General features: G+C 70.2%; 32 protein-coding genes. 13 read left to right on the plus strand and 19 right to left on the minus strand.

The genetic code is table 11. The features are described from left to right. Window positions 1-4: 4 nt before the first annotated feature. The gene (locus VGN45_RS10415; RefSeq protein ID WP_327462113.1) at window positions 5-439 is read right to left on the minus strand and encodes a hypothetical protein; all 435 of its coding nucleotides are present in this window, start codon (window positions 437-439) and stop codon (window positions 5-7) included. Between the two features lie 79 nt (window positions 440-518). After that, window positions 519-1,241: a 3-deoxy-manno-octulosonate cytidylyltransferase gene (locus VGN45_RS10420; RefSeq protein WP_327462115.1), complete on the minus strand. Its 723-nt coding sequence runs from the start codon at window positions 1,239-1,241 to the stop codon at window positions 519-521. Between the two features lie 150 nt (window positions 1,242-1,391). Here VGN45_RS10420 and VGN45_RS10425 point away from each other — a divergent pair, with 150 nt between their 5' ends. Further along, window positions 1,392-2,087 carry a c-type cytochrome gene (locus VGN45_RS10425; protein ID WP_327462117.1) on the plus strand — a complete coding sequence of 232 codons (696 nt, stop codon included), beginning with the start codon at window positions 1,392-1,394 and terminating at the stop codon, window positions 2,085-2,087. 6 nt (window positions 2,088-2,093) lie between these two features. On the opposite strand, the gene VGN45_RS10430 is transcribed toward VGN45_RS10425, so the two are convergent. After that, entirely contained in the window at window positions 2,094-2,882 is a 789-nt protein-coding gene (locus tag VGN45_RS10430; RefSeq protein ID WP_327462118.1) for an NlpC/P60 family protein, read from the minus strand. A 64-nt stretch (window positions 2,883-2,946) separates the two neighbouring features. Beyond that, the gene (locus VGN45_RS10435) at window positions 2,947-4,332 is read right to left on the minus strand and encodes a leucyl aminopeptidase family protein (RefSeq protein WP_327462120.1); all 1,386 of its coding nucleotides are present in this window, start codon (window positions 4,330-4,332) and stop codon (window positions 2,947-2,949) included. 86 nt (window positions 4,333-4,418) lie between these two features. On the opposite strand from VGN45_RS10435, the gene VGN45_RS10440 reads away from it, so the two are divergent. Genes VGN45_RS10440 through thrS form a run of 4 tightly spaced genes read left to right on the plus strand, consistent with a single transcriptional unit; the run spans window position 4,419 to window position 7,899 of the window. Beyond that, window positions 4,419-5,174 (plus strand): tetratricopeptide repeat protein, encoded by a 756-nt coding sequence (locus tag VGN45_RS10440; protein WP_327462122.1) that lies wholly within the window; start codon window positions 4,419-4,421, stop codon window positions 5,172-5,174. A 37-nt stretch (window positions 5,175-5,211) separates the two neighbouring features. Then, on the plus strand, window positions 5,212-5,727 hold the full coding sequence (locus tag VGN45_RS10445) for an iron-sulfur cluster assembly scaffold protein (protein ID WP_327462124.1): 516 nt from the start codon (window positions 5,212-5,214) through the stop codon (window positions 5,725-5,727). Window positions 5,728-5,731: 4 nt separating this feature from the next. Further along, window positions 5,732-5,977: a membrane protein insertion efficiency factor YidD gene (yidD, locus tag VGN45_RS10450; protein ID WP_327462126.1), complete on the plus strand. Its 246-nt coding sequence runs from the start codon at window positions 5,732-5,734 to the stop codon at window positions 5,975-5,977. Next, the gene (gene thrS / locus VGN45_RS10455) at window positions 5,974-7,899 is read left to right on the plus strand and encodes a threonine--tRNA ligase (RefSeq protein WP_327462128.1); all 1,926 of its coding nucleotides are present in this window, start codon (window positions 5,974-5,976) and stop codon (window positions 7,897-7,899) included. The genes yidD and thrS overlap by 4 nt, the downstream gene beginning before the upstream one ends. Here thrS and VGN45_RS10460 read toward each other — a convergent pair whose 3' ends face one another. Then, window positions 7,900-8,100, minus strand: a complete 201-nt coding sequence (locus VGN45_RS10460) for a hypothetical protein (RefSeq protein WP_327462130.1) — start codon at window positions 8,098-8,100, stop codon at window positions 7,900-7,902. A 104-nt stretch (window positions 8,101-8,204) separates the two neighbouring features. Between VGN45_RS10460 and VGN45_RS10465 the strand changes: the two genes are divergently transcribed. Both VGN45_RS10465 and VGN45_RS10470 read left to right on the plus strand, forming a co-directional pair. After that, window positions 8,205-8,921: a Crp/Fnr family transcriptional regulator gene (locus VGN45_RS10465; protein WP_327462132.1), complete on the plus strand. Its 717-nt coding sequence runs from the start codon at window positions 8,205-8,207 to the stop codon at window positions 8,919-8,921. A gap of 53 nt (window positions 8,922-8,974) precedes the next feature. Next, a complete protein-coding gene (locus tag VGN45_RS10470; RefSeq protein WP_327462134.1) occupies window positions 8,975-9,478 on the plus strand; it encodes a ferritin-like domain-containing protein in 504 nt (167 codons plus the stop codon). On the opposite strand, the gene VGN45_RS10475 is transcribed toward VGN45_RS10470, so the two are convergent. From VGN45_RS10475 to VGN45_RS10505, 7 genes are all read right to left on the minus strand, one after another. Continuing rightward, window positions 9,479-9,859, minus strand: a complete 381-nt coding sequence (locus tag VGN45_RS10475) for a hypothetical protein (protein ID WP_327462136.1) — start codon at window positions 9,857-9,859, stop codon at window positions 9,479-9,481. A gap of 4 nt (window positions 9,860-9,863) precedes the next feature. Continuing rightward, entirely contained in the window at window positions 9,864-10,241 is a 378-nt protein-coding gene (locus VGN45_RS10480) for a hypothetical protein (RefSeq protein ID WP_327462137.1), read from the minus strand. Window positions 10,242-10,389: 148 nt separating this feature from the next. Then, window positions 10,390-11,787, minus strand: a complete 1,398-nt coding sequence (lpdA, locus tag VGN45_RS10485) for a dihydrolipoyl dehydrogenase (protein ID WP_327462139.1) — start codon at window positions 11,785-11,787, stop codon at window positions 10,390-10,392. 4 nt (window positions 11,788-11,791) lie between these two features. Then, window positions 11,792-12,220, minus strand: coding sequence for a hypothetical protein (locus VGN45_RS10490; protein ID WP_327462141.1), 429 nt, complete (start codon window positions 12,218-12,220; stop codon window positions 11,792-11,794). A 4-nt stretch (window positions 12,221-12,224) separates the two neighbouring features. After that, a complete protein-coding gene (locus VGN45_RS10495) occupies window positions 12,225-13,907 on the minus strand; it encodes a 2-oxo acid dehydrogenase subunit E2 (RefSeq protein ID WP_327462143.1) in 1,683 nt (560 codons plus the stop codon). Then, window positions 13,907-14,974: an alpha-ketoacid dehydrogenase subunit beta gene (locus tag VGN45_RS10500; protein ID WP_349256090.1), complete on the minus strand. Its 1,068-nt coding sequence runs from the start codon at window positions 14,972-14,974 to the stop codon at window positions 13,907-13,909. The genes VGN45_RS10495 and VGN45_RS10500 overlap by 1 nt, the downstream gene beginning before the upstream one ends. A gap of 59 nt (window positions 14,975-15,033) precedes the next feature. Beyond that, entirely contained in the window at window positions 15,034-16,272 is a 1,239-nt protein-coding gene (locus tag VGN45_RS10505; RefSeq protein WP_327462146.1) for a 3-methyl-2-oxobutanoate dehydrogenase (2-methylpropanoyl-transferring) subunit alpha, read from the minus strand. 141 nt (window positions 16,273-16,413) lie between these two features. Between VGN45_RS10505 and VGN45_RS10510 the strand changes: the two genes are divergently transcribed. The 3 genes from VGN45_RS10510 (at window position 16,414) to VGN45_RS10520 (ending at window position 19,223) form a co-directional block, all read left to right on the plus strand. Then, window positions 16,414-16,902: an Lrp/AsnC family transcriptional regulator gene (locus VGN45_RS10510; protein ID WP_327462148.1), complete on the plus strand. Its 489-nt coding sequence runs from the start codon at window positions 16,414-16,416 to the stop codon at window positions 16,900-16,902. Window positions 16,903-16,982: 80 nt separating this feature from the next. Next, the gene (locus tag VGN45_RS10515; protein ID WP_327462150.1) at window positions 16,983-18,278 is read left to right on the plus strand and encodes an SMP-30/gluconolactonase/LRE family protein; all 1,296 of its coding nucleotides are present in this window, start codon (window positions 16,983-16,985) and stop codon (window positions 18,276-18,278) included. Between the two features lie 12 nt (window positions 18,279-18,290). Then, window positions 18,291-19,223 (plus strand): pirin family protein, encoded by a 933-nt coding sequence (locus VGN45_RS10520; RefSeq protein WP_327462152.1) that lies wholly within the window; start codon window positions 18,291-18,293, stop codon window positions 19,221-19,223. Window positions 19,224-19,229: 6 nt separating this feature from the next. On the opposite strand, the gene VGN45_RS10525 is transcribed toward VGN45_RS10520, so the two are convergent. The 3 genes from VGN45_RS10525 to VGN45_RS10535 are packed head-to-tail and all read right to left on the minus strand — an operon-like array spanning window position 19,230 to window position 21,167. Then, window positions 19,230-19,589 carry a DUF6768 family protein gene (locus tag VGN45_RS10525; RefSeq protein WP_327462153.1) on the minus strand — a complete coding sequence of 120 codons (360 nt, stop codon included), beginning with the start codon at window positions 19,587-19,589 and terminating at the stop codon, window positions 19,230-19,232. Then, window positions 19,582-20,154, minus strand: a complete 573-nt coding sequence (locus tag VGN45_RS10530; protein ID WP_327462155.1) for an RNA polymerase sigma factor — start codon at window positions 20,152-20,154, stop codon at window positions 19,582-19,584. The genes VGN45_RS10525 and VGN45_RS10530 overlap by 8 nt, the downstream gene beginning before the upstream one ends. Before the next feature lie 35 nt (window positions 20,155-20,189). Beyond that, window positions 20,190-21,167, minus strand: coding sequence for an alpha/beta hydrolase (locus VGN45_RS10535; protein ID WP_327462156.1), 978 nt, complete (start codon window positions 21,165-21,167; stop codon window positions 20,190-20,192). A 27-nt stretch (window positions 21,168-21,194) separates the two neighbouring features. Here VGN45_RS10535 and VGN45_RS10540 point away from each other — a divergent pair, with 27 nt between their 5' ends. After that, window positions 21,195-21,626 (plus strand): DUF488 domain-containing protein, encoded by a 432-nt coding sequence (locus VGN45_RS10540; protein ID WP_327462157.1) that lies wholly within the window; start codon window positions 21,195-21,197, stop codon window positions 21,624-21,626. 20 nt (window positions 21,627-21,646) lie between these two features. Then, the gene (locus VGN45_RS10545; protein WP_327462159.1) at window positions 21,647-22,561 is read left to right on the plus strand and encodes a DMT family transporter; all 915 of its coding nucleotides are present in this window, start codon (window positions 21,647-21,649) and stop codon (window positions 22,559-22,561) included. Window positions 22,562-22,573: 12 nt separating this feature from the next. Here VGN45_RS10545 and VGN45_RS10550 read toward each other — a convergent pair whose 3' ends face one another. The 3 genes from VGN45_RS10550 to VGN45_RS10560 form a co-directional block, all read right to left on the minus strand. After that, window positions 22,574-22,777 carry a cold-shock protein gene (locus VGN45_RS10550; RefSeq protein WP_327448306.1) on the minus strand — a complete coding sequence of 68 codons (204 nt, stop codon included), beginning with the start codon at window positions 22,775-22,777 and terminating at the stop codon, window positions 22,574-22,576. A 195-nt stretch (window positions 22,778-22,972) separates the two neighbouring features. Beyond that, window positions 22,973-23,734 (minus strand): extensin family protein, encoded by a 762-nt coding sequence (locus VGN45_RS10555; RefSeq protein WP_327462161.1) that lies wholly within the window; start codon window positions 23,732-23,734, stop codon window positions 22,973-22,975. Window positions 23,735-23,741: 7 nt separating this feature from the next. Next, complete coding sequence (locus VGN45_RS10560; protein ID WP_327462163.1) at window positions 23,742-24,884, minus strand: serine hydrolase domain-containing protein; 1,143 nt, start codon at window positions 24,882-24,884, stop codon at window positions 23,742-23,744. 68 nt (window positions 24,885-24,952) lie between these two features. Here VGN45_RS10560 and ppk2 point away from each other — a divergent pair, with 68 nt between their 5' ends. Further along, window positions 24,953-25,690 carry a polyphosphate kinase 2 gene (gene ppk2, locus VGN45_RS10565; protein ID WP_327462165.1) on the plus strand — a complete coding sequence of 246 codons (738 nt, stop codon included), beginning with the start codon at window positions 24,953-24,955 and terminating at the stop codon, window positions 25,688-25,690. On the opposite strand, the gene VGN45_RS10570 is transcribed toward ppk2, so the two are convergent. Continuing rightward, the gene (locus VGN45_RS10570; RefSeq protein WP_327462167.1) at window positions 25,687-26,811 is read right to left on the minus strand and encodes a zinc-dependent alcohol dehydrogenase family protein; all 1,125 of its coding nucleotides are present in this window, start codon (window positions 26,809-26,811) and stop codon (window positions 25,687-25,689) included. The genes ppk2 and VGN45_RS10570 overlap by 4 nt on opposite strands. Between the last annotated feature and the right edge of the window lie 32 nt (window positions 26,812-26,843).

Here is a 26,843-nt window from a genome sequence, read left to right on the forward strand (position 1 = left end):
CGGCTCAGTTGCCGGCGTTGTAGGAGCGGACGCCGAAGTGGCAGTTCGACGCGCAGGTCGCCATCTGCACCTCGAAAGTGTAGCGGCCGCCCTGACCGGCCGGGATGACCACCATCGGCGCGTCATCCGGCTCAAAATCCGAGCCCACCTCATTGCCCGAGGAGTCTCTGACGACGAGATCGAGGTCCGAACAGCCTTCGTCGCATGCGCCGATGACGATGTAGTTGGCCCCGGAAGCCACGTTGAAGGTGCCGGTGGTCGAGCCGCCCTGCGACAGGCGGCCGGTCGCGCGGCTGGCGGCGGAAATTCCGAACTCGGCTTCCAGCTGGCCGAAGATGTAGTCGACCAGGGCGGCGCCGGTGGCGTCCTGGGCGGAGGCCGTGCCTGCGGCGCCCATCAAGGCGACGGCGGCCACGGAAGCGGCGATGAGGCGTTTCATGGTTCCCTCCCGAAGTGAGGCCACATTGATGCGCTTCTCCCCCAGAGGACGCAAATGACGTCTCCTGACGCGGCCGTCGTCAGACCAGCGCCCGTGCGGCCTCCAGATCGGCGGGATTGTCGATCGAAAGCGGTGGTGCGTCGATCACCGCGGCCCAGATCGACAGGCCCATCTCAAGAGCGCGTAACTGTTCCAGTTTCTCGCGGCGTTCCAGCGGCGAGGGCGGGGCGGCGCAGAACCGCTCCAGCGCCTCGCGGCGGTAGCCGTAAATGCCGACGTGACGCCACACGGGCCCGTCGCCGTAAAGGCTCGATCGCGTGAAATAGAGGGCACGACCATGCCGCTCGCCCGGTTCCATGGCCAGAACGGCCTTGACCACGTCGGGGTTCGACCGGTCCGAAAGATCGGTCTCCGGCGCCACCAGTGTGGCGACGTCGCAGCCCGGCTGGCCGTGAAGCAGGGCTGCGCATGCGGTGGACAGGCCGGGATCGGCGAACGGCATGTCGCCCTGCAAGTTGATCACCGCGTCGTGGCGGTGGTCGGGATCCAGCGCGTCCAGCGCCGCCCGAATGCGGTCCGAGCCCGACGGCAGGTCCGGATCGGTCAGCACCGCCAAGCCGCCGGCGTCGAGGATCGCTTCGACGATCTCCGGGTCGCCTGCCGCCACGGCCACGGGCAAGCCGGACGCCATGGCGCGTTCCCAGGCCCGGACGATCATGGGCGTGCCGCCGATGTCCGCCAGCGGCTTTCCTGGCAGGCGGGTTGCCGCCATCCGGGCGGGAATGAGCACGAGGGGGTTCATGCGGCGGTCGGTCCCTTCATGCCGCGGCCGGGGCCGGTTGCGAACCGGGCGCTAGCGTGTCAGAGACGCCCACGCAAGGCGAGGCCGCCTTCACGCGCCCCGGCGCGCGCGGTCCGCGGGTCATGACAACAAGTGGGATGCGACGACGCGATGAGCGGCGATCTGAAGTGGAACAAGATCATGGGCGCCGGTCTGGCGACCGCCTTGGTGATCATCGGCGTCCAGAACGTCACCAACGAACTCTATCACGCCGAGCCGCCCGAAAAGATGGGCTATTTCGTCGACGTGCCGGAAGAGGCCGCCGAGGGCGCCGCCCCCGCCGCCCTGCCGATTGACTGGGGCACGGTTCTGCCGGTCGCCGACCTGGCCGCCGGCGAGGCCGCCTTCGCCCGCTGCCAGGCCTGTCACACCATCACGGCCGGCGGCGCCGACGGCATCGGTCCGCATCTGTACGGCGTCGTGGGACGCGGCGTGGGTTCAGTCGGCGGGTTCGCCTATTCCGAGGCCATGGTCGCCCATCGCGGCGAAGCCCCAGTCTGGGATCTGGACGCGCTGGACGCCTTCATCACGTCGCCGCAACGCGCCGTGCCGGGCACCAAGATGTCGTTCGCCGGCCTGCGCGACGAGCAGACCCGCATCAACCTGATCGCCTATCTGAGGGCCCAGGGCTCGACCGGTTTCCCGATCCCGGCGCCCGACCCCGCCCGCCAGCCGGGCGCGGCCGCTCCGGTCGAGGGCGCGGCTCCCGCGGAAGGTGCGGCGGAAGCCGGCGCGACGACGGGCGCTCCGGTCGAAGGCGCCGCCGCCCAGCCCACCGCCGAGGCCTCTCCGGCCGCGGCCGGCTGACGCCGATCAGATCCGCCTGAAAATCGGCGCGCCGAAGCCGTCGGATCTCTGGCGGGCGTCGGCGTCCGCCATGGCCTCGATCACGACGGCGCCCACACGACCTGAAGCGTGGATCAGGGAGCCGGGCCCGACCATCAGGGCCGCATGGCCGCTCCATCCCGCCCCGCCGACCGGATGGGGCCAGATCACCAAGTCGCCGCGACGCAGGTCTGAAAGACTGACCGCCGACCCGATTTCCGCCTGACCGTCGGCATAGCGCGGTGCGGATCGGCCGCCGGCGATCAGACAGACCTGGACCAGCCCGGCGCAGTCGATCCCACGGTCCGACCGACCGCCCAGCACATGCGGCGCGCCGACCAGACGCTCGGCGACCACGACCGGATCCGGTTCGAACTCCCCGATCGGCGCCAGGCTCACGTCGCCGACCGCATCGCGCGTCGGATCGACCATGGCGTTCAACGGCAGCGTCCCGCCGATCGAAGCGACACGATGCGTCGGGGCATGGACGTCCGCCGACAGGCGGGAAGCGTCGACCCAGCCCACCACGCCGTCGCGGCGACACTGGCCCCAAGCCCGATTTCCTTCTCGCGTCAGGACGTCGAACGCCTCGCCGAAGAGAAGCTGGGAGACGCAGTTTCCCTGATCGTCGAACACGTCGGTCGCCGGAGCGGTCGCCTGCATGGACTCCGCAGTGCGGTATTCCGGCGCGCGAAAAACCCCCTCCAGCGCCTGGGCGGCGAAGTCGGGGCGCGCGGGCAGGAAGCGCGGGTCCGGGCTGTGGAGATCGTGCGGCAAACGTCGGGTCCGGTTCGTCGCCGATCCTGACGCGGAAGGCCGAAAGGGCCGTTAACGCGGGCGGTCAGCCCTGTGGAAATCTACACCGCATCATGTCGAAGGCGGCGCGGATTCCCTGCGCCTCTCCGCCCTCCGGCCAGCCAGGGCGAGCGCGGGGATTCCAGGCGAAGACGTCGAGGTGCGCCCAGGCGCCGGTATCGGGCGCGAAGCGTTGCAGGAACAGGGCGGCGGTGACCGAACCGGCCTGGGCCCAAGCGGCGGAATCGTTGCGCAGGTCGGCGATCTCGGCCTCGACCGAGGTGCGGTAGCCGGGCCACAGCGGCATGCGCCACAGCGGGTCGCCGACGCGGGCCGAGGCGGCCAGAAGGTCCGCGGCCAGCGTCTCGTCGTCGGTGTAGAGCGGCGGCAGTTCCGGCCCCAGGGCGACCCGCGCCGCGCCGGTCAGGGTGGCGAAATCGAGGGTCAGGTCGGGCCGATGCTCGCCCGCGCGGGCGAGGGCGTCGGACAGGATCAGCCGCCCCTCCGCATCGGTGTTGCCCACCTCGACGGTCAGGCCCTTGCGCGTCTGCAGCACGTCGCCGGGGCGGAAGGCGTCGGCGGAGATGGCGTTCTCGACCGCGGCGACCAGCACCACCAGCCGCACCGGCAGGTCCGCGCCCATGATCAGTTGCGCCAGGCCGAGAACGTGGGCGGCGCCGCCCATGTCCTTCTTCATGTTGCGCATGCCGGCGGCGGGCTTGATGTCCAGGCCGCCGGAATCGAAGGCCACGCCCTTGCCGACGAGGGCGACCAAGGGGCGGTCGGCGGCGTCCAGATTCCAGCCGATCTCGATCAGGCGCGGCGCGCGATGCGGGGCGGCTGCGCGGCCGACGGCGTGGACGGCGGGATAGTTCGCCTTCAGCAGGGCGTCGCCGGTGGTGACCTCGACGGAAGCGCCGTGGACCTTGGCCACCTCACGGGCCTCGGCCTCGATCTCGGCCGGGCCCATGTCGGCGGCGGGGGTGTCGACCATGCGGCGGACGCGGAAGCAGGCGTCGGCGATGGCGCGGGTCGCGTCCAGATCCAGAGCGGCGGGCGCGACCAGGCGCGGGCGGGGTCCGGACTTCGCCTTGTAGCGGTCGAACTGGTACGCCCCCAGCAAGAAAGCCAGAGTCAGGGCGTGCGCCTCCTCGTCCGACCACCCTTCCAGCCGCCAGTCCGCGGCGGGCAGCTTCGCGGCGAGACACCGCCCGGCCATGGGGTCCAGGCCCTTTTCGCCGACGCCCATCAGAGCATGGTCCGGCTTTCCGTCCGTCCCCGGCACGATCAGCACCTGACTCGGCTTGCCGCCGAAGTCGTTCGCCGCCGCCCAGGCCGCGGCCATCCCGCCCAGCCCGTCCACGCCGCGCGCGGGCCGCACCGGCAGGGCGGCGTCGGAGGCGGGGATCAGGACGTCGGCGGCGGCGATCATGCGGAGGCTCCGGATACACGAGCGTTAACGGTCCCTTGACGCGCGGGGGCGACTCTTCTCTCCCGAACGCCGGACGGACCGATCCCATGTCGCGCACCCTTCTGCTCGCCGCAACAGCCCTCTGCCTACTGACGACCCCGGCCGTGGCGCAGCAGGCGGCGGGCGCTTCGTCGACCGACCGCGCCGCCTATGAGCGGATGGACCCGCTCAGCCGCTCGCTGTTCTGGTCGCAGGAGTTCGAGAAGAACCCGTCCGACCCCGAGGCCGCCGCCGCCCTGCCCCGCGCCTTGCGCGAACTGGGCCGTCATCAAGAGGCCGCCGAGGCCGCCGAGCGCGCTCTGGTGGTACAGCCGGACAACGTCGACGCCCTGCTGGAGGCGGGACGCGCCCACATCGCGAGGGGTCAGGCCTTCTATGGCGTGGCGCATCTGGAACGGGCGGCCCGGCTGGCCCCGCGCGATTGGCGGCCGCTGTCGCTGCTGGGCGTGGCCTACGAGCAGGTCAAGCGGCCGGACGACGCCGCCGACGCCTGGGCCCGGGGCCTGGCGCTGTCGCCCGACAATCCCGCCATCCTGGCCAACATGGCCATGGGCCCGCTGACGTCCGGCGACTTGGTCACAGCCGAAGACCTGCTGCGCCGCGCCGCCGCCCATCCGGACGCGGGCCTGCAGGTGCGCCAGAACCTGGCTCTGGTGCTGGGGCTCAAGGGCGACCTGGCCGAGGCCGAACGGATGCTGCGCCGCGACCTGCCGCCCGAGGTCGCCGACGCCAACCTGGCCTGGATCCGACAGCGGGTGGAAACCGGCTCCGCCGGCGCGCGGACCTGGAGCTCGCTGCAATAGGCTCGCCGTCAGAGACGGCGCGTCCTATATCTCGCCCATGATCGACGAGATCTATTCCAAGGACATCCTGCGCCTGGCTGCGGACCTGCCGCACGCGGGACGGCTGGAGCTGCCGCAGGGCAGCGGCGAGCGCACGGCGAAGCTGTGCGGTTCGCGCGCCGTCGTGGACGTGAAGATCGGGCGGCGCGGCGAGGTGGAGCATTTCGCCCAGGACGTGAAGGCGTGCGCGCTGGGTCAGGCGGCGGCGTCGATCGTGGGCGCGAACGCCGTCGGCACGGACCTGACCGAGGCGAGGGCCGCGCGCGACGCCATGCGCGCCATGCTGAAGTCCGGGGGCGAAGGGCCGACGGGCCGGTTCGAGGGTCTGCGAATCTTGAAGCCCGTCGCAGATTATCCGGCGCGTCACGCCTCGACCATGGTGGCGATCGAGGCCCTTTGCGACGCGATCGAGGACGCGATCACCCGGCGCCTGACCTGGAGTCCGCCCTATTACGCGGAGCCGAGCTGGGAAGAGCAGGAAGCCGAGCGAACTCGCGGCGCCGGCGCGGCCTGAACCCGTGTCCGGCCGAAACCTGTACGAGGGCGGCGTTCGTTTGGCGCATCGCGCCTACAAGCTGACCTTCAGCCTGATCTTCGGACAGCAGTGCCGGTTCCTGCCGACCTGTTCCGACTACGCCCGCGACGCCCTGATCCTGCATGGACCGGCGCGCGGGGGATGGCTGACGGTGCGCCGCCTGTGTAAGTGCCATCCATGGGGCGGATCGGGCTACGATCCGGTGCCGCCGAAGAAGCCAGAAGCATGATCGACCTGAAATTTCCCGACGGCGCCGTGCGCCAGTTTCCCCCCGGCACGACGGCCCGCGACGTGGCCCAGTCCATCTCCCCGTCGTTGGCCAAGAAGGCGCTATTGGCCGAGCTGAACGGCGAGCAGCGCGACATGGGCCGCGAACTGGAGACCGGCGGCGACTTCCGCCTGATCATGCGCGACGACCCGGAGGCGCTGTACACCATCCGCCACGACACGGCGCACGTGCTGGCTGAGGCCGTGCAGACCCTGTTTCCCGGCACGCAAGTGACCATCGGCCCGGCGATCGAGGACGGATTCTACTACGACTTCTTCCGCGAGGAGCCTTTCTCGACCGACGACTTCGCCGCCATCGAGAAGGAGATGGCGCGCATCGTCGACCGCGACGCCAGGTTCGAGCGCGAGGTCTGGGACCGGAATGACGCCATCGCGTTCTTCGAGGCCAAGGGGGAGAAGTTCAAGGCCGAGCTGATCCGCGACCTGCCCGAGGACCAGACGATCACGCTCTACAAGCAGGGCGACTGGATCGACCTGTGCCGGGGGCCGCACTTCCCCTCGACGCGGCACGTCGGCAAGGCGTTCAAGCTGACCAAGCTGGCCGGCGCCTATTGGCGGGGGGACTCGAAGCGCGAGCAGCTGCAGCGCATCTACGGGACCGCTTGGGCGACGAAAGAGGATCTGGACGCCCATCTGCAACGCCTGGAAGAGGCCGAGAAGCGCGACCACCGCCGGCTGGGCCGGGCCATGAACCTGTTCCACATGCAGGAGGAAGGCCGCGGCATGGTCTTCTGGCACCCCAAGGGCTGGGTGCTGTGGCGGGTCATCGAGGCCTATATGCGGCGCCGCCTGGACGCCGCCGGCTACGTAGAGGTCAAGACGCCCCAGGTGCTGGATCGCAAGTTCTGGGAGGCCTCGGGCCACTGGGAGAAGTACCGGCCCAACATGTTCGTCTGCGAGACGGTCGAGGGCGAGGAGCTGTCGCTGAAGCCGATGAACTGCCCGGGCCACGTGCAGATCTTCGATCAGGGCCAGCGGTCGTATCGCGAGCTGCCCTTGCGCATGGCCGAATTCGGCGCCTGCCACCGCTACGAGCCTTCCGGCTCGCTGCACGGGCTGATGCGGGTGCGCGGCTTCGTGCAGGACGACGCCCACATCTTTTGCCGCGAGGACCAGATCGTCGAGGAGACCGCGCGGTTCATCGAGCTGGCCCGTTCGGTCCATGCGGACCTGGGCATGGAGACGGCCTACATCAGCCTGGGCACCCGGCCGGAGACCCGGGCGGGCTCGGACGCGTTCTGGGACAAGGCCGAGGCGCTGATGGCCGAGGCGGCCCGCGCCGCCGGGACCGAGCCGGTGATCACGCCCGGTGACGGCGCCTTCTACGCGCCCAAGCTGGACTTCATCGTCAAGGACGCCATCGGCCGGGAGTGGACCTGCGGCACGATCCAGCTGGACTACGTCCTGCCGGAGCGGCTGGGCGCGGAATATGTCGGCGAGGACGGGCAGAAGCATCGCCCCGTGATGCTGCACCGCGCGATCCTGGGGTCGTTCGAGCGGTTCATCGGCATCATGATCGAGAACTACGCCGGGGCCTTCCCCCTGTGGCTGGCGCCGGTGCAGGCCGTGGTGGCGACCATCGTGTCGGAGGCGGATCCGTATGCGGAGGACGTCGTGGCCCGGTTCCGCGCCGCCGGCCTGCGGGTCGAGACCGACCTGAGGAACGAAAAGGTCGGCTATAAGGTGCGAGAACACTCCGTCGCCAAGGTGCCGGTGATCACCGTGGTCGGCCGCCAGGAGGCCGAGCGGGGCGAGGTCGCCATCCGTCGTCTGGGCAGCCAGGCGCAGGAGGTGGTCACGGTCGAGGAGGCCATCCGCATCCTGACCGAAGAGGCGACGCCGCCGGACCTGAGGCGAGGCTGATCAGGAGTCGCGTGACAGGTCGGCCCGAATGCTGCCGATCCGTCGCTCGTCCAGGATGACGTGCGCCGCGATGCCGCTGGCGTGGGTTTTCAGCAGGGCCTCGGCCTGAGCCATGGCCTGCTCGGGCGTCTCGGCGTCCAACGCTTCCATGTGCGGGACGCCCATGAGGTCGCGCTCGATGAAGCAGAAGTAGGTCGGCATGCGCTGTGTCCCTGTCGAACAGGGGTCTAGCATCCGACCTTCCGGGTTTGTGCCCGCCGCGCGACACAGGGGAGCCGACCGCAGTCGCGGCGCGTTGGGGCAGGATGCCCCAACCGCCGGAAAACCTGTTCATCGCCGCGCTCGAACCTGAAGAGGCCGCCGCCCTGCGCCCACTGCTGCGGCGGGTCGCGGTCACCTCGGAGCAGACCGTGGTCCCGCAGGGCGCGACCCTGACCGAGGTGCATTTCCCGATCGACGCCCAGTTCGCCAACGTAGTGCGCTTCGCCGACGGCACGGCGGTGGAAACGGCCGTCATCGGCCACGAGGGACTGACGGGTCTGGCCCCCTTCATGGCCGACCGGCCGTGCGCCTGGGAAATCCTGTGCCGCGCCGGCGGCGAGGCCTGGGTCGTCGGCGTCGGCCCGCTGCGCGCCCTCGCCATTCGGCGGCCGGGCCTGATGGCGCGACTGCTGGCGCTGACGGATCTCTACCAGGCGCAGGCGGCGCAGACGGCGGCGTGCAACGCGCTGCATCCGGTGCCGGACAGGCTGGCGCGTTGGATCCTGACGGCGCGCGACCTGTCGCCGAACGAAACGCTGTATTTCCGCCAGGAAGAACTGGCGCGCTTGATCGGGGCCCGGCGGTCGACCGTCAGCGAGGCGGCGGCCCAACTCCGTCGCCGCAAGGTCATCGCCTACAGCCGCGGCGTGATCCGCATCGCCGATCGGCCAGGTCTCGAATCCGCTGCCTGCGAGTGCTGGCGCATGCTCAAACCCCGCCTGGACGCCGTCCACACGCCCGGAGTCGGCTCCCCGACATAGGAACCCCCTTCGGCCCCGGGGCTTTCGGATGCATCGCCAACCGGAGAAGAGCCATGGCCGAGAAGACCCTGGACACCCTGTTCCACGACACCCTGCGCGACATCTACTACGCCGAGCGAAAGATATTGAAGTCCCTGCCCAAGATGGTTCGCGCGGCGCACTCGCCCGAGCTGAAGGCCGCGTTCGAAAAGCACATCGGCCAGACCGAAGGCCAGGTGGAGCGTCTTCAGCAAGTGTTCGACATCATCGGCAAGCCGGCCCGCGGCAAGACCTGCGACGCGATCGAGGGCATACTGGCCGAGGGCGACGAGATCGCCGAGGAGTACAAGGGCACGGCCGCTCTGGACGCCGGCCTGCTGGCCGCGGCCCAGGCCGTCGAGCATTATGAGATCACGCGCTACGGCACGCTGAAGCGCTGGGCTCTCGTGATGGGCCTGAAGGATGCCGCCGCCCTGCTGGACGAGACCATGCAGGAAGAGTCGCAGACCGACGAGGATCTGACCGCCATCGCCGACGCCTCCATCAACGCCGAGGCCCTGCAGGCCCAGGCGGCCTGATCACCCGTCGAACGACAGGCTGGTGAACTTGCCCTCGGCGTCTCGCGCGCCGATGCCGACCTTGACGGTGCGCCCGGCGGAGAAATCGACGTCGTAGATTTCCCGCCGAGCGTCGCCTTCGCCCTCGACGTCGATCAGCCGCATCTCGGTGATGCTGCCGAAGGTCTGCAGCACCTGGCCGACTTCCCACAGCTGCTCTTCGCACAACGGCACGAAGTTCGCGGCCAGCAGGTCGGCGTCGCACTCGCCGTCGGCCAGCGCGACGATGATCTGTCCCAGAGGTGCGCGAAACTGCCCGTCCTTCGCCGGGTCCTGCGCCGACGCTGCGGCCGCGAAGAACAAGGCGCCGGCGAAGACGCAGAGAGCGGCGGTCAGGCGCATGGGCTCAGCCGCCGACCCCGACGGACTCGTATTTGCCGTCGACCTTGTCGCCGATGGTCCACACCAGGGTCTGTCCGCTCTGGAAGGTGACGTCGTAGGTTTCGACCTTGGTCGCGCCCTCGCCGGAGGAGTCCTGCAGGGTGATCATCTCGATCGAGCCCAACGACGCCAGCGCCGGCCCGATCTGGTCGACCTGCTCCTCGCAGCGCGACAGAACCGTTTCGCCCATCAGGTCGGCGTCGCAGCGGCTGTCGGCCGCGACCTCGATGATCTTGATCAGATCGGCGCGATATTCGCCGTCGGTGGCGGGGTCTTGGGCGGAAGCGGCGCCGGCGAGAGCGGCGGCCGCGGCGAAGGCCGCGAAGGAAAGGGTCAGGCGCATGGGAGAAGGTTCCGTGGATGTGGCTTCACCCTGCGCCCGGCCCCGACGGCGCTCAAGTTAAAGCCCCGTCAGGTAGGTGAAACCTGCGTAATGACGCGGCGCCCGCCCTCAAGCAGCGAGCGACCGCGTCGCGAGTGGTAGGGGCCGCTTAAATATGGATCGCGTGGCCCAGCGCGCGCAGGGACGCCTCGTGGAAGGCCTCGCCCAGCGTCGGGTGGACGTGGATCACGCCGGCGACGTCTTCCAGCACCGCGCCCATCTCCAGCATCTGGGCGAAGCTGTTGGACATTTCCGACACGTGCTGGCCGACGGCCTGAACGCCGAGCAGGCGATGGTCCGACTTCGACGCAAGCACCCGCACGAAGCCGCCGTCCTCGCCCGCCTCGATGGCCAGGGCGCGGCCGATGGCCATTAGGGGGAAGACCGCCTGGATCACGTCGTCGCGGCCCTCGACGTCCTGCGGGCCGAGGCCGGCGGAGACGATCTCCGGCTCGGTGAAGCAGACGGCGGCGATGGTCACGGGGTCGAAGCGCTTGTCGTGGCCGGCAATGATCTCGGCCACCACCTCGCCCTGGGCCGAGCCCTTGTGCGCCAGCATGGGTTCGCCGGTCAGGTCGCCGACGGCCCAGACGTTCTTCATCGAAGTGGCGCAGCGGTCGTCGATCTTCACGAACGGCCCGTCCATGGCCACGCCCATGTTTTCCAGACCCCACCCCTTGGTGCGGGGGCGGCGGCCGACGGTGACCAGCACCTTGTCGGCCTTCAGCTTGACCGCATTGCCGTCCTTGTCGGTGACGTTCAGCGCGCCTTTCTCGAAGCCGCCCGCCTTGGCGCCCAGCATCAGGGTGACGCCGTGCTTCTCCATCCACTTGGCGACGGGATCGGTCAGGGCCTTGTCGTAGAGCGGCAGGATGCGGTCGGCCATTTCGACCACCGTCACCTCGGCGCCCAGCTTGCGGTAGGCGATGCCCAGCTCCAGCCCGATGTACCCGCCGCCGACGACCACCAGCCTGCCCGGCACCTTGTCCAGCGACAGCGCATCCGTCGACGAAATCACGTCGCCGCCGAAGGGCAGGAAGGGCAGTTCGACCGGCTCCGACCCCGTGGCCAGGATGACGTGTTCGGCGGTGATCGTGACGTCGCCCTCGGCGGTCCTGACCGTGCAGGTCTTGGCGTCGCTGAACTCAGCCCAGCCCTTCACCACCTTGACCTTGGCCTTCTTCAGCAGGGCCGCGACGCCGCCGTTCAGCTTTTTGACGATGCCGTCCTTCCACGCGACCGTGGCCTTCAGGTCGATCGCCGGCTTGGACGCCGTGATGCCCAGCGTCCCGCCGTCGGCCGCCTTGCTGACGGTCTCGAACTTGTTCGCCGCATGGATCACCGCCTTCGACGGAATGCAGCCGACGTTCAGGCAGGTCCCGCCCAGCCCGTCGCCGCCGTCGACCAGCACGGTGTCCAGCCCCAGCTGGCCGCAGCGGATCCCCGCGACATAGCCGCCGGTGCCGGCGCCGATGATGAGGACTTTGGGGGTGAGGGTCTGGGTCATCAGGTCATTTCACTTTTCGAGGCGAAAGCGGATCCTGTCCGAACAGGATCAGGGCTAAATCCGCTTCGTCGACAGAGGCGTCGTTGGATGTCGTGTCTTTCCGCGCCTCTAGAACGACATCGAGAATGGCGGATCGGGCGTCAGGAGAAGAGAGGTTTGCGCCGTAGCGCTCAAGCTCGGCGAGCCGACTGAGAACTCGCGGGGACCCATACAGACCGATACGGCTCTTGGCGTCCGCCAGTGCTGCGACGGCGGTGCTAGATCGGCCGGCAGTTGCCAGGGTCGACACTGCTCGGAAGTAATCAGCATAGGCCGTGGCCCGCAGGCTGCTGAGATGCTTCCGCCGCTCAAGAGACGTGCTGGACAGGTACTGCAAGCCAGCGCCGATCAGGACGCCGATCAGCGGCAGGATTGCGATGATCCAGCCGTTCACGTCCTCACCCCATCCACAGCGTCGCAGGGTGCTCCAGCAGGCCCTTGATGCGCTGCACGAACACCGCCGCGTCGTGGCCGTCGACGATGCGGTGATCGAAGCTGGAGGACAGGTTCATCATCTTACGAACGACCATCTGGCCGTCGCGGACCACGACCCGTTCCTGAATCTTGTTGGGGCCGACGATGGCGACCTCAGGGTGGTTGATGATGGGCGTGTGGGCGACGCCGCCCAGGGTGCCCAGCGAGGTGATGGTGATGGTCGAGCCCGACAGCTCCTCGCGGCTGGCCTTGCCCGACTTGGCGGCGCCGGAGACGCGGGCGATCTCCTCGGCCGTGTCGTACGGATCGCGCGCCTCGGCGTGGCGCACGACCGGCACCATCAGGCCGTTCGGCGTCTGGGCGGCGATGCCCAGGTGGACCGCATTGTGCGTCGTCAGCACGCCGGCCTCGTCGTCGTACCAGCTGTTGATGGTCGGCTGGTCGCGCAAGGCCACGACGATGGCGCGGGCGATGAAGGGCAGGACGTTCAGCTTTCCTTTGCCCGTCTTCTTCGCCTCGGCGTTCAGATGGGCGCGGAGCTCCTCCAGCGCCGTGACGTCGATCTCTTCCACATAGGTGATGTGCGGGATGCGGCGGACGCTCTCGGCCATCTTCTCCGCGATCTTGCGGCGCAGGCCGATGATGCGGGTCTCGGTCGTGCCCTCGGCCCTGGCGTAGGTGGAGCCGGCCGATCCTCCGGATACGGACGACCCGCGCCCACCGGAGGCGACGTAGGCATCCAGATCGCCGTGCTCGATGCGGCCGGCGGGGCCGGAGCCGGGGACGTACTGCAGCTCGATGCCCAGGTCGCGGGCGCGGGCACGCACGGCGGGCGAGGCCAGCGGGCGCTGGCCGCGTTCGGAGAAGGAGCGGGCGGCAAGAGCCCCTCCACCGCCTCTGGCGGCCCCCCTCACCCCGCTTTCAGCGCGGGGAGGAGACTTGGCCGCCGTCTCCTCCCCGTCCGCGCTTGCGGATGGGGAGGGGGACCGCGAAGCGGTGGAGGGGCTCTGAGTCACAGGCGCGGACGCCACATTCCCCTTGCCCTCGACCTTGAACGACACCAGCGGCCCGCCGACGGCGACCTGCTGGCCCGCTTCGCCGTGGGTGGCGACGACGACGCCGGAGACGGGCGAGGTGATCTCCACCGTCGCCTTGTCGGTCATCACGTCGGCCAGGATCTGGTCCTCGGACACGGCGTCGCCGACCTTGACGTGCCAGCCGACCAGCTCGGCCTCGGCCGTGCCTTCGCCGACGTCCGGCAGCTTGAAGACGTAGTTGGCGCCGTCGGCCGCGGCGGGGGCGGCCGATGCCGCTGCGGGCTTCGGCGCTTCGGCCGGAGCGGGCGCAGGCTCGCCCTTCGACGCAGGTGCCGGAGCCGGTTCGTCGGCCGACGCATTCCCCGCGCCCTCGACCTCGAACTCCACCAGCGGCCCGCGCACGGGGATCATCTGGCCGGGTTCGCCGTGGACGGCGGTGACCTTGCCGGAAACCGGGGCGGTGATCTCCACCGTCGCCTTGTCGGTCATGACGTCGGCGACGATCTGGTCCTCGGCGACCACGTCGCCGACCTTGACGTGCCAGCCGACCAGTTCGGCCTCGGCGGTGCCTTCGCCCACGTCGGGCAGCTTGAAGACGAAGCGACCCATCAGCGGCCCCCGCTCATCGTGACTTTCAGGGCGTCGGCCACGCGTTGCGGGCCGGGGAAGTATTCCCACTCAAAGGCGTGGGGATAGGGCGTGTCCCAGCCGGTGACGCGCGCGATCGGGGCCTCCAGCCAATGGAAGCAGCGCTCCTGAACCAGGGCGGACAGCTCGGCGCCGAACCCGGACGTTTTCGGCGCCTCGTGCACGATGACGCAGCGGCCGGTCTTCTTCACCGAGGCCTCGATGGTCTCGACGTCAAGCGGCACGAGGGTGCGCAGGTCGATGACCTCGGCGTCGACGCCCGCGTGCTCGGCGCCCGCCAGGCTGACCCAGACCATGGTGCCATAGGCCAGGATGGTGACGTCGTTGCCCTCACGCATCACCCGGGCCTTGCCGATCGGCTCGACGTGTTTGCCGGTCGGGACCTGGGCCAGTTCCTGCGCCTTCCACGGCGAGACCGGCTTCTGGTGCCAGCCGTCGAACGGGCCGTTGTAGAGGCGTTTGGGCTCGAAGAAGACGACCGGATCGTCGTCCTCGATGGCGGCGGTCAGCAGGCCTTTGGCGTCATAGGGGTTGGACGGGATGACGACCTTCAGACCCGCGATGTGGGTGAACAGGCTCTCGGGGCTCTGGCTATGGGTCTGGCCGCCGAAGATGCCGCCGCCATAGGGACTGCGGATCGTGATCGGCGAGGTGAACTGACCGCCGGAGCGGTAGCGCATCTTGGCCGCCTCCGACACGATCTGGTCGTAGGCCGGATAGATGTAGTCGGCGAACTGGATCTCGACGACCGGGCGCAGGCCGTAGGCGCCCATGCCGATGGCGGCGGCGACGATGCCGCATTCGCTGATCGGGGCGTCGAAGCTGCGGGTCAGGCCGTGCTTCTTCTGCAGGTGGTCGGTGACGCGGAAGACGCCGCCGAAATAGCCCGCGTCCTCGCCGAACGAGAGAACGTCGGGGTCTTCGGACATCTTCACGTCCAGGGCCGAGTTCAGCGCCTGGATCATGTTCATGGCCTGCGTGCCCGACTGCGGCGCGATCGACTTCGGGGCGTTCTTGGCGTCGACCATGTCGGGTTCGACCCCGTCGGTGCGGTCCGCTTCGGTGAAGACGGCGTTGTCGCTCATGATCAGACCCCCACCTGGCGCCGTTGCTCCGTGATGCGCCAGTCCTCGGTGGCGTAGACCTCCTCGAACATCGTCTTAACGCTGGGGCGCGACTGGCCGAGGGTGCCGATGGCCTCGGACTCCTTGCCGGCGGCGCGGACCTGTTCGACGGCGTCGGCCTCGGCGGCGGTCTGTTGCTCGTCGGACCATTCGCCGAGCGCGATCAGGTGCTGCTTCAGGCGCTCGACCGGATCGCCCAGTGGCCACTTCTCGTGCTCGTCGCCCGGGCGGTAGCGGCTGGGGTCGTCGGAGGTGGAGTGCGGCGCGCCGCGATAGGTGAACAGCTCGATCACCGTCGCGCCCTGGTTCGTCCGTGCCCGTTCCTCGGCCCACTGGGTCGCGGCCCAGACGGCCAGGAAGTCGTTGCCGTCCACCCGCAGCGCCGGAAGGCCATAGCCGATGGCCTTGGACGCGAAGGTCGTCTCCAGCCCGCCGGCGATGCCCATGAAGGACGAAATGGCCCACTGGTTGTTGACGACGTTCAGGATCACCGGCGCGCGATAGACGGCCGCGAAGGTCAGGGCGTTGTGGAAGTCGCCCTCCGCCGTGGCGCCGTCGCCGATCCAGGCGATGGCGATCTTGTCGTCGCCCTTGTAGGCGCTGGCCATGGCCCAGCCGACGGCTTGGGGCACCTGGGTGCCGAGGTTCCCCGAGATCGTGAAGAAGCCGTACTCCCTGGACGAGTACATGATCGGCAGCTGGCGGCCTTTGATCGGGTCCGCCGCGTTCGAGTAGATCTGGTTCATCATGTCCACTAGCGGATAGCCGCGCGCGATCAGAAGCCCCTGCTGGCGATAGGTGGGGAAGCCCATGTCCTCGCGGTTCAGGATCATGCCCTGGGCGACGGCGATGGCCTCCTCGCCGGTGCACTTCATGTAGAAGCTGGTCTTGCCCTGACGGTGGGCGCGGTGCATCCGGTCGTCGAAAGCGCGGGTCAGGATCATGGCCTTCAAACCCTTGCGCAGGGTCTCCGGGTCCAGCTTCGGGTCCCAGGGGCCGACGGCATTCCCCTGATCGTCCAGCACGCGCACCAGCTTGAAGGCGTGGTCGCGCATGTCGAACGGGGCGGTCGACACCGCCGGGCGATCGACTGCGCCGGGCGCGTCCAGCTTGATGTGGCTGAAGTCCGGGGCGTCGCCGGGCCGGCCCGAGGGCTCGGGCACGCGCAGGCTGAGCGCCGGGGCATTTGGCTTCTTCATCATCGATCCCGTTCGGTTGATCCGACCGCGTTTCCTCGATGGTGCATTAGCACGAGGGTGCGCGGGAAGGCTCGCTCAAATCTGACTTGCATATCGCCATTTGACGCTATTTCATTGCGCTGAATCATCGTTCGGAGAAACGCCTTGGCCGAAGAGCTGGACGCCATCGACGCCCGCATCCTGGACATCCTGCAGCACGACGCGGGTCTGTCGGTCGCGGAGGTGGCGGATCGCGTCGGGCTGTCCGCTTCGCCCTGCTGGCGCCGGATCAAGCGGCTGGAGGACCAAGGGCTGATCCTCAAGCGCGTGACCTTGCTGGACGCGGCGCAGCTTGGCCTGGATTTCGAGGTCTACGCCATCGTCAAGCTGAACCTGCCCTCGACCGAAAACCTGGAGCGGTTCGAGTCGGCCGTGGCCGCCTGGCCGGAGGTGGTGCAGTGCGCCACCATCACCGGGCGCGAGGACTATGTGCTGCGCATCGTCACCTCGGACATGCACGCCTTCGACAAGTTCCTGCGGGAGAAGCTGCTCGCCCTGGGCATCGTCTCCGACTGCGAGAGCCACATCGTCACCCGCGGCGTGAAGAACGTGACGACGTTGCCGCTTGGCCTCGTCACGCCGCACGTGGCCTGACTCCGACACATTGCCGATCGTTCAGTAGCCGCGACGCGATGAATGGCGCAGCTTTCCCGAACTCGAGGGGAGACCGCCGGATGCGCCTGACCACCCTGATCTGCGCCGTCGCCTGTCTGACCGCGCCTGCCGCCTTGGCACAGGATGCGGAAGGCGACGTCGCCGCCTTCTTCCGCCTGAGGTCCGAGGGCGCCGCGGCGGCTCAGGCCGGCGACATGGCCGCCGCCCGCGCCCGGCTGGACGAGGCGGACGCGCGCAATCCCGGACATCCCGGCCTGACCCTGATGCGGGCCAGGCTGGCTATGGGCGAGGGTCGTACGGCGGACGCCGTCGTGCTGGTGGAACGCTATGCCGGGCACGGCCTGAGTTTCGATCCGGCCGCGGACCGGACCCTCGCGCCGCTGGCCGGCACGCCCGCGCTGGCCGGGGCGGAGGCACGGCTGGCGCGAAACCGCGAGCCGGTCGGGGCGGACCGACTGACGCCGCTGTTCGAGGTCGCAGGATCGGGCCTGACCGAGGCCGTCGTGTGGGACGCCGCGCGCAACCGATGGCTGGTTTCACAGATCGCCGGGCGCACCATCCTGTCCGTGGACGGATCGGGAGCCACGATGCCTTTCCTCGGCGACGCCCTGAACCTCGGCGGCGTCTTGGGTATGGCCTGGGCCCCGGGGCGGACCCGGCTGTGGGCCGCCACGGCGCCCGTGCCGCCTGCAGTGGCGGACCTTCCGGCCGGCGCCGCGCCGCCCGCGCCCGCCCTGCTGCGCATCGATCCGGCGACGGGCCGCGTTCTGGCGCGGTTCGACCTTCCGGGCGGCGCGGAGGCCTCGCCCGGCGATCTGGCCGTGGCGTCGGACGGCACGGTGTTCGTGTCGGACTCCGCGCGCGGCGCCGTGCTGGTCTTGCGCCGCGGGAACGGCGAGGTCGAGACCCTGTTGGCGCCGGGCACGCTGGGCTCGCCGCAGGGGATCGTGCTCTCACCCGATGGGCGGGCGCTCGTCGTGGCGGACTATCCTTCCGGCCTGTGGCGGATCGACGTGGTGACGGGGGCCGCCATCCGCGCGTCGGCGCCCGACGACGCCTCCCTGATCGGAATCGACGGCCTAGTCGCTCACGACGGCGCGATCCTCGCCCTGCAGAACGGCACGGCGCCCCAGCGCGTTTTGCGCATCGACCTGAACGCGGACTGGACGGTCATTGAGCGGATAGAGGTGTTGGTCGCGAACCTTCCGGCGATAGACGAGCCGACCAACGGCGTCCTTCTTGACGGCGCTCTGGTGTTCGTGGCCCGATCCCAGTGGAGCGACTTCGACGGCGAGGGCCGGCCGAAATCGCCGGACATGGCGCCCGCCCGGGTCATGAGGCTGGCGCTCGACTGAAGGGACGACCGCATGATCGAGATGGTGATCCAGGCCCGGAAGAAGGACTTGGGCGGGTTCGAGGTGGGGCGCATCCTGCCCTTCCACGCGCGGCGCATGGTCGGGCCCTTCATCTTCCTGGACCAGATGGGGCCGGCGGAATTCGCCCCGGGATCCGAGGCCATCAACGTGCGGCCCCATCCGCACATCGGCCTGTCGACCCTGACCTATCTGTTCGAGGGCGAGATCATGCACCGGGACAACACCGGCGCGACCCAGGCCATCCGCCCCGGCGAGGTGAACTGGATGACGGCCGGCAGCGGCATCGTCCACTCCGAGCGCACCGACCCGCTGAAGAAGAGCGGGGGCGGCCCCATGCACGGCATGCAGGCCTGGATCGCCCTGCCGGAGGAACTGGAGGAAACCGCGCCGGCTTTCCATCATCACGGCGAGGGCGACCAGCCCAGCTATTCCAACCAGGGCCTGTTCGCGCGCCTGGTGGCGGGCGAGGCCTACGGCGCCAAGGCCGCCGTGCCGGTCTCGTCGCCGCTGTTCTACGTGCACTGGGAAATGGACGCCGAGGTCCGCACGGCGCCGCCGCCCGGCAAGGGCGCCGGCGGCATGGCCGAGCGCGCGCTGTACGTGGCCAAGGGGGAGATCGAGGTCGGCGACCGCACCTTCGGCGAGGGGCAGATGGTCGTTCTGGAGCCGCACGCCGAGCCGACCGTGCGCGCTGTCCGGCCCTCGACCGTCATGGTGCTGGGCGGCGAAAGCGTGGGGCCGCGCCACATCTGGTGGAACTTCGTCCATTCGAAGCAGGAGCGGATCGATCAGGCAAAGGCCGACTGGAAGGCCGGTCGCATGGCCCTGCCGTCCGAGGACGATCAGGAGTTCATCCCCTTGCCCGACGTGCCCTCCACGCCGGAGCCGGCGCCGACGAAGCCGGACCAGACGCACCCCGTCTGAGGCGCTTCAGCGGCGCGCCAGCTCCAGCTTCAGACGCTTTAGTTCCAGGCGCAGTTGTCCGATCTGTGCGACGGGCCACATCGACGTCTTGACGATCAAGGCCATCAACAGCGCCGTCGCCGACGGCAGGCCCCAGCGCAGCGCCACAAGCGCGTCGGTAGCCTGGAAAAAGCGCCATGCGGCCCAGACGCCCAGCACGAAGAGCACGCTCTGAACGACCATCATCAGCAGGTTGATCCAGGCCGTGGAGCCGCGGAACAGGCCGAAAATCTGGGCGAAGACGCCCGGCCCTTCCCCGATACGGGCCAGAAGCTCGCGCTCCTCGGCAGAGACGGCGGCGTCCATTTGGCGGTCGAAGTCAGTCATGGATATCTCCTTCCAACGTGGTGCGCAGTTTGCGCCGCGCATGCATCAGGCGGGTCTTCACCGTGCCCGCGGGAACGTCGAGCGCCACGGCCGTTTCGGCCACGGACAGCCCCTCGAAATGGTGCAGGGCGACGGTCGCCCGCTGATCCGGCGGCAGGGCGCGCACGGCGGCGCGCAGGCGGGCGTGGTCGTCGGCCGCGTCCCGCGCCGGCGCGTCCTCCACGACGATCGCCGCCTCCCGCGCGGCGTCCACGGCCAGGGCCCGGTCGCGGCGACGCCCGCCGATCACGGCCGCGCAACGCCGCGTGACGATGCGATAGGCCCAAGCCGGAAAGGCGGCCGGGTCGCGCAGGCCTTTCAGCCCCCGGACCATCTCCACCCATGCGGCCTGGACCGCATCGCGCGCGGGTTCGGCCTCTCCGAGAAGCCGACGGGCATGCGCCGTCAGTCTCGGGTTCCAGCGCGTGGCCAGCCGCTCGAAGGACGCCCGGTCGCCCAGCTGCGCCGACAGCACGAGCAACTCATCCATGGCCCGTTCGGCGGCGATGTCGGCGGTTTCTGTCATCTCGGTGGATAGGTGCGCGCGCACACCGATCAGGTTCAATCGGCGGCGCCGATTTCCGACAGGAAGCCCAGCAGCAGTGCGTTCACCTCGTCCGCCCGCTCCTGCTGCAGCCAGTGGCCGGCTCCGGAAAGGACGTGTCGCCCGCGCAGATCGGTCAGCCAGTCCGGCAGGCCCGCCTCTTGGGCGCCGGCGTAATGGCGGACGGGGTCGCGCTCGCCGACGATGAAGAGTGAGGGCACGGTGATCCGCCGGTCCTGCAGCCAGGCGGTCAGCTCCCAGTTGCGGTCGAGGCAGCGGTACCAGTCTACGGGGCCCTTGAAGCCCGTTTTCGTGAAGGCGTCGACGTACTCCTGGAAATGCTCCGGCGACAGCCACGGCGGCAGGGCGGCGTCGTCGGCGATGCTCCGCAGCAGGTCGACGCCCGGGGCGAGGAATCCGGTCGACTGGCGCGCGTCGGGGGTGGCGCCGTCGTAGGCGTGGAACATCTTGCGCAGGGCCGTGGCGGGATCGACGTCGAAGGCGGCGTGGGCGTCGGGCGCCTGGAAGCGGCTGATGTAGAGGTCGCCCAGCCCGGCGCGCTTCGAGATGGCGGCCATTGCCGGCGTCGGCGGGCCCTTGGGGCGTCGGGGCTGGAACGGCACGGACAGGCCGGCGACGGCGGTGAACATGTCGGGCCGGATCAGGGCGCAGTGCCAGGCGACGGGCGCGCCCCAGTCGTGGCCCACGACGACGCAGGTCTCACGTCCCAGCGCCCGGACCAGATCGACCATGTCGTCGACGAGGTGCAGGATGGTGTGCGCCTCGGTCTCCTCCGGGCCGCCCGTGCCGCCATAGCCGCGCATGTCGGGTGCGACGGCGCGGAAGCCGGCCTGGGCCAGCGCCGCGACCTGGGCGCGCCAGCTGACGCCCAGCTCCGGGAAGCCGTGGATCAGCAGGACCAGGGGGCCGTCGTCGGGCCCGGCCTCGAGCACCCGCTGGGTCAGGCCGTCGGTCGGGACGTCTCTCTGGATCATCGGCGGCTCCGGCCCCATGTGCGGGGCATGAAGCTGTACACCATCGGATATGAGGGCCAGCCGCAAGCCGAGGTGATCGGGCGGCTGACGGCGGCGGGGGTTCAGGTGCTGGCCGACGTGCGGGCGGTGGCGGCGTCGCGGCGCGCGGGGTTCTCCAAGACCGTGCTGGCCGGGTCGGCGGCCGAGGCCGGCATAGACTACGTGCACCTGCGCGGCGTGGGCACGCCGAAGGCGGGGCGGGAGGCGGCTCGGGCCGGGCGGCGCGACGAACTGCACGCCATCTACGGCGCCCACATGCAGGAGCCCGCCTTCCGGCTGGATTTCGAACGGCTGCGCGAGACGGCGAAGGATCGGCCGACGGCGATCCTGTGCTTCTGCGGCGACCACCGGAAATGCCACCGGGGCATCCTGTCCGACCGGCTGGCGCGCGAGGACGGGTTCGAGGTGGTGAACCTGTAATCTCCGGTCTAAGGCGGGACATGGACGTCTCTCCCGCCGACCGCCGCATCGCCCTGATCGTGCTCCTGGGCGCGGCCGTGGTGCTGGGGCTGGCGCCCATTCTGGTGCGGCTGGGCGAGGTGGGCCCGGCGGCGGCGGGGATGTGGAGGTTCGCCTTTTCGATCCCGCTGCTCCTGATCCTGACGGCGCGGCCGGGAGGCGACGGCGTCGGGCGGCCGTCGAAGTGGATGGCACTGGCGGGGCTGTTCTTCGTGCTGGACCTGGGGTTCTGGCACTACGGCATCGTCATGACGTCGGTGGCGAACGCCACGACCCTGTGCAACCTGACGCCCGTGGTGGTGACAGCCTTCGCCTGGATCGTCTGGGGGCAAAGGCCCAGCCGGATGTTCCTGGTCGCGCTGGGGCTGGCGATGGCGGGCGCGCTGGCCATGGCGGCGGGGGCCGACGGGGGGCAGGGGACCAACCCTCTGCTCGGCGACGTCTTCAGCCTGTCGGTGGCGCTCTGGTACGCGGGGTACTTCCTGGCGGTGCAGGCGGCGCGGCGGACCGCCGGCGCACTGAGGGTCACGCTGTGGTCAACCGGGATCGGCCTGCCCCTGCTGCTGATCGCCGCCCTGGCGCTGCGCGAGGACCTGACGCCGGAGACGGCCGGGGGCTGGGCGGCGCTGGCGGGCCTCGGCGTCATGCACGTGGTCGGTCAGGGCGGGGTGGCGTGGGCGCTGGGCCGGCTGCCGGCGTCGGTCACGGCGGTGACCATTCTGGTGCAGCCGGTGGTGGCGGCGATCCTGGGCTGGATCCTTTTTGCCGAGGCGCTGACGCCGGTGCAGGCGCTGGGCGGCGCCCTGGTGCTGGGCGCGGTCGTGCTGGCGCAACGATCCGCCGCCCAAAAGAAAGCGGGCGCGGAACCCGAAAGTCCCGCGCCCGCCGGTTCGTAGATCAGCTTCGGATCAGAGGACCTTGAGGTCCACCGCCGAGGTCTTGCCGCGCTGGGATTCCAGCTCGTATTCGACCTTGGCGTTCTCATCCAGGCCCATCAGGCCGGCCTTCTGAACCGCGGTGATGTGAACGAACACATCGCTGCCGCCGCCATCGGGCTGGATGAAGCCGTAACCCTTCGTCGGGTTGAACCATTTGACCGTGCCGGTCGCCATCGTGCGTCTCCGTAAACGCGCTTTCCAGGCAGACGCCCCGGCGGGGCGCCCGTCAGCCCATCTGGACAGGCTCGTTCACGAGGAGGAGCTGCACGCGGCTTTGGACACCGCGAAAATCCGGACTGCGCCGACGTTGTCTCCCGCGTTTTCCGCGCGGTCAACCGGATTCCGATTCGCCTGCCCCGCGAGTATGGTTCACGAACAAAGACCTCGCTCGGCCCCGTCCAAGTGCAGATGGTCGCGGTGAGCCTCGTTGTACTCAGGACTGAGGACGGTCGAGAACACGCGGCAGGCGCCCTGGCGGATGCGCTTCAGGAAGTCCCCGCCCTCGGCTCCGGCCGGTCCGTCGCCGTTCCAGTCGGCCAGAACCGAGACCTTGCGGCCGTCCTGCAGCGTCACCCCGGCGACGTCCAGCGCATTGGCGCGGGCGTGCTCGCTGGGCCGGGCGTTCACATCCTCCTGCCCGTAGATGCGGCGGCAGGCGTAGGCGCCCATGTTGTCGACGCGGGCGACCGACTGGCCGAACACCTCGCGTGCGGCCGGTTGCAACACCTGGCGATCCCAGATCACGTAGCGGACGGCCATGGGGCACTGCATGACAAGGCCGCCGGGGGCCAGCGGGGTGATGGCGCCGCCGGTCAGGCGCACGGCCCCTTGGACGACGCAGAAGCCGCCGTCGTCGCGATCCTCGGCGCGCTCGACCTGCACCCCCGCCTCACGCAGCAATTGGATGCAGGCGTCGGTGACGGCCTTGGATTCCTCCGGGGCGGCGGCGCGGCGGACCTCGAAGTCCGCGACCTGGGCGGCGGTGGCCGTGCCGATCGGGCGGCTGAGGTCCAGCGGCTTCCACGGCAGATCCTGCGGCGGCGCGAACAGGTTGGCCAGGGCGAAGGCGGCGGCCAGGCCCAGCGCGGCCTCCCACAGCAGGTTCCAGAAATCGGCCAGGTCGCGCTTCATGGCGGGGTCAGGCCGCAGCCGTCCGGATCAGGCGGCCGATCAGGTCGCCCACGGCGTCGGCGCCGCGCCCGGCGTCGTTGGACGCGGCCACGAAGCCGATCCCGCGCTCGGGCGCCAAGGCGGCGCTGAGGTACCAGAAGGTGTTGGACCCGTCGTGCGTCAGCAGCGGGCCCGGGCCTCTGTCCCGCCCCGCCCAGCCCGAGCGGATGACGCCCCAACCGGCGGCATAGGCCGGGGCCGGCCCTTCGAACGGCGTCGTCAGGCGCCCCAGAGACGCGCCCGTCAGCCAGCCCTTGCCGCCGTCCAGAAACACCGAGAGGAACCGGCCGTAATCCGCCAGCGTCATGTGAACCGTGCCCGCCGGCCCCAGCGCGGCGGGATTGTCGGCCGCCGCTCCGGGCGGGATCGCCGTGGCGACGCCCGCCGCCGAGCGGTGACCCCAGGGCGCCGGATCGGCCGGCGCGCCGAAGCCGCCGCTTGTGATGCCCAGCGGGCCGAACAGGTCGCGCGCCATCAGATCTTCCCACGAGACGCCGTGCAGCCGCTCCAGCGCGGCGCCCAGGACGATGTAGTTCAGGTTGCCGTAGGCGAAGGTTCCCGCACGGCCCGTCGGCGCGGCCGACAGGGCCTGGGCCGCCAGATCGGCCCGTTGCAGGGTCAGCGGACGGGGATCGACGCGGGCGGTTCCGAGCCAGGCAGGAGACAGCAGCCCGGGATCGGTCAGGCCGACGCGATGGCGCATCAACTCGTCGATCGTCAGGCCCGCGAACCGTTCGTGCATCGCCACGTCGGGGAAGGCCTCGGTCAGCGGCAGGTCCCATCGCGCCAGGCCCGCCTGGACCGTGCGGGCCCAGAGCGCTGCCGTCATCGCCTTGGTGTTCGACCCCAGATGCCAGCGATCGTCGCGCGTCGCCTTGTCCGCCGCCCCCTGTCGCCGGACGCCGTGCACGCCGATCCAGGTCGCGCCCGAGCGGCCCACGACCATGCCGGCCAGGGCGGGCGCCCCGCCGCGCGAGGCCGCGAGGTCCAGCGCCGCGTCATAGGCGCGGGGGTCGGCGAAGGCGGGGCCTGCCATGGCGGAGGACGCCGCCAGGGCGCCGGCGCCCAGCATCAGGCCGCGACGGTGGGGAGCAGGGATCAGGCGCGTCATGCCCCCATCTAGCCCGGTCCCGGCGTCGCGCGCATGACATTTCGCGCGGGACGGCGCACGGTGGGTGCATGGGCAAGAAGGACGACTACGACCGCGAGCTGGAACGCCTGCAGGAGCGGGTGGTGGACCTGCAGCACCGGCTGATCGAGGAGGGGCGGCGCGCCCTGATCCTGTTCGAGGGCCGCGACGCGGCGGGCAAGGACGGGGCCATCAAGCGCCTGGCCGAATACATGGCGCCGCGCCAGACGCGGGTCGTGGCCCTGCCCAAACCGACGGAGCGGGAGACCACCCAGTGGTATTTCCAGCGCTACGTCCCGCACCTGCCGGCGGGGGGCGAGACGGTGATCTTCAACCGGTCCTGGTACAACCGCGCGGGCGTCGAGCCGGTGATGGGGTTCTGCACCCCGGCCCAGACGGACGCCTTTCTGAAGCACGCGCCGCGGTTCGAGCGGGCGCTGGTCGAGGACGGGGTCTGCCTGATCAAGCTGTGGCTGGACATCTCTCAAGGCGAGCAGGCCGGCCGGCTGGCGGAGCGGGTGGAGAACCCGCTGAAGCGGTTCAAGGTCTCGCCGCTGGACGCCGAGGCGCAGAAGCGGTGGGACGCCTATTCCGCCGCGCGCGACCGGATGCTGGCCGAAACCCACACCGACGCCGCGCCGTGGACCTGCGTCGTCACCGACGACAAGAAGACGGCCCGGCTGAACGTGATCCGGCTGGTGCTGAGGGCGCTGGGCGATCGCGAGGCGAAACCGGACCCGAAGGTCTGCGTGGCGGGGAACAAGGCGAAGGGCCGGCTGAACGCCTAGAACGTCACCACCGTCCGGACCGTCCGGCCGTCGGCCAGATCGTCGAAGGCGGCGTTGATCTGATCCAGTCCGATCGTCTTCGTCAGCAGGCGGTCGACCGGCAGGCGGCCCGCGCGGAACAGGTCGACGTAATGTGGCACGTCGCGCTCCGGATCGGCGTCGCCGATGTAGGAACCCTTCAGCGTCCGCGCCTCGGCCACCAGTTGCACGATGTTGACGGGCAGGACCGCATCGGGCGGCGGCAGGCCTGCGGTGACGGTGGTCCCCCCGCGCCGCGTCATGCGCCAGGCAGCGTCCAGCGCGCGGGCCGATCCGGCCATCTCCAGCACCACGTCGGCTCCGCCGCCGGTCAGGGCGTGGACCCGCTCCACCGCCTCCGGATCGGCGGCGTTCACCGTCTCCACCGCGCCGAACGACCGCGCCAGCGCGAGCTTCTTGTCGGACAGGTCGACGGCCACGACGGGCGTCGCTCCCGCCGCCAGCGCGCCCATGACCGAGGCCAGGCCGACCCCGCCGAGGCCCACCACGGCCACCGACTGGCCCGCTCGCACGGCTGCGGTGTTCATCACCGCGCCGACGCCGGTCAGGACCGCACAGCCGAACAGGGCGGCGTGCTCGAACGGCAGGTCGTCCGGCACGCGCACCAGCGAGCGGCGCGAGACGACGGCCTTCTCCGCGAAGGCCGAGCAGCCGAGGTGGTGATGCAGGTCGCCGCCCTCGTCGTGCAGGCGCCGTCCGCCGGCCAGCAGCTCGCCCTTCCCGTTGGCGGCGGCGCCGGGTTCGCACAGCGCGGGCCGCCCGGCGTCGCAGGGCGCGCAGTGCCGGCAGGACGGCATGAAGACCATGACGACGCGGTCGCCCGGCTTCAGGTCCGCGACGCCCGCCCCCACGGCCTCCACCACGCCCGCCGCCTCGTGCCCCAGCGCCATGGGCAGGGGGCGCGGCCGGTTTCCGTCGATGACGCTGAGGTCGGAGTGGCACAGGCCGGCGGCCCTGATCGCCACCAGCACCTCGTCCGGGCCGGCCGGGTCCAGCCGCACCGTCTCGATCGAGAGCGGACCGCTGTCGGCATAGGGTCTGGCGGCGCCGGCGGCGCGCAGCACGGCGGCGCGGATGTTCATGTCGGCATGCGGCCCGCTTGACGCCGCGTCCG

Source organism: Brevundimonas sp., from assembly GCF_035999125.1.
In the GTDB taxonomy this organism is placed as follows: domain Bacteria; phylum Pseudomonadota; class Alphaproteobacteria; order Caulobacterales; family Caulobacteraceae; genus Brevundimonas.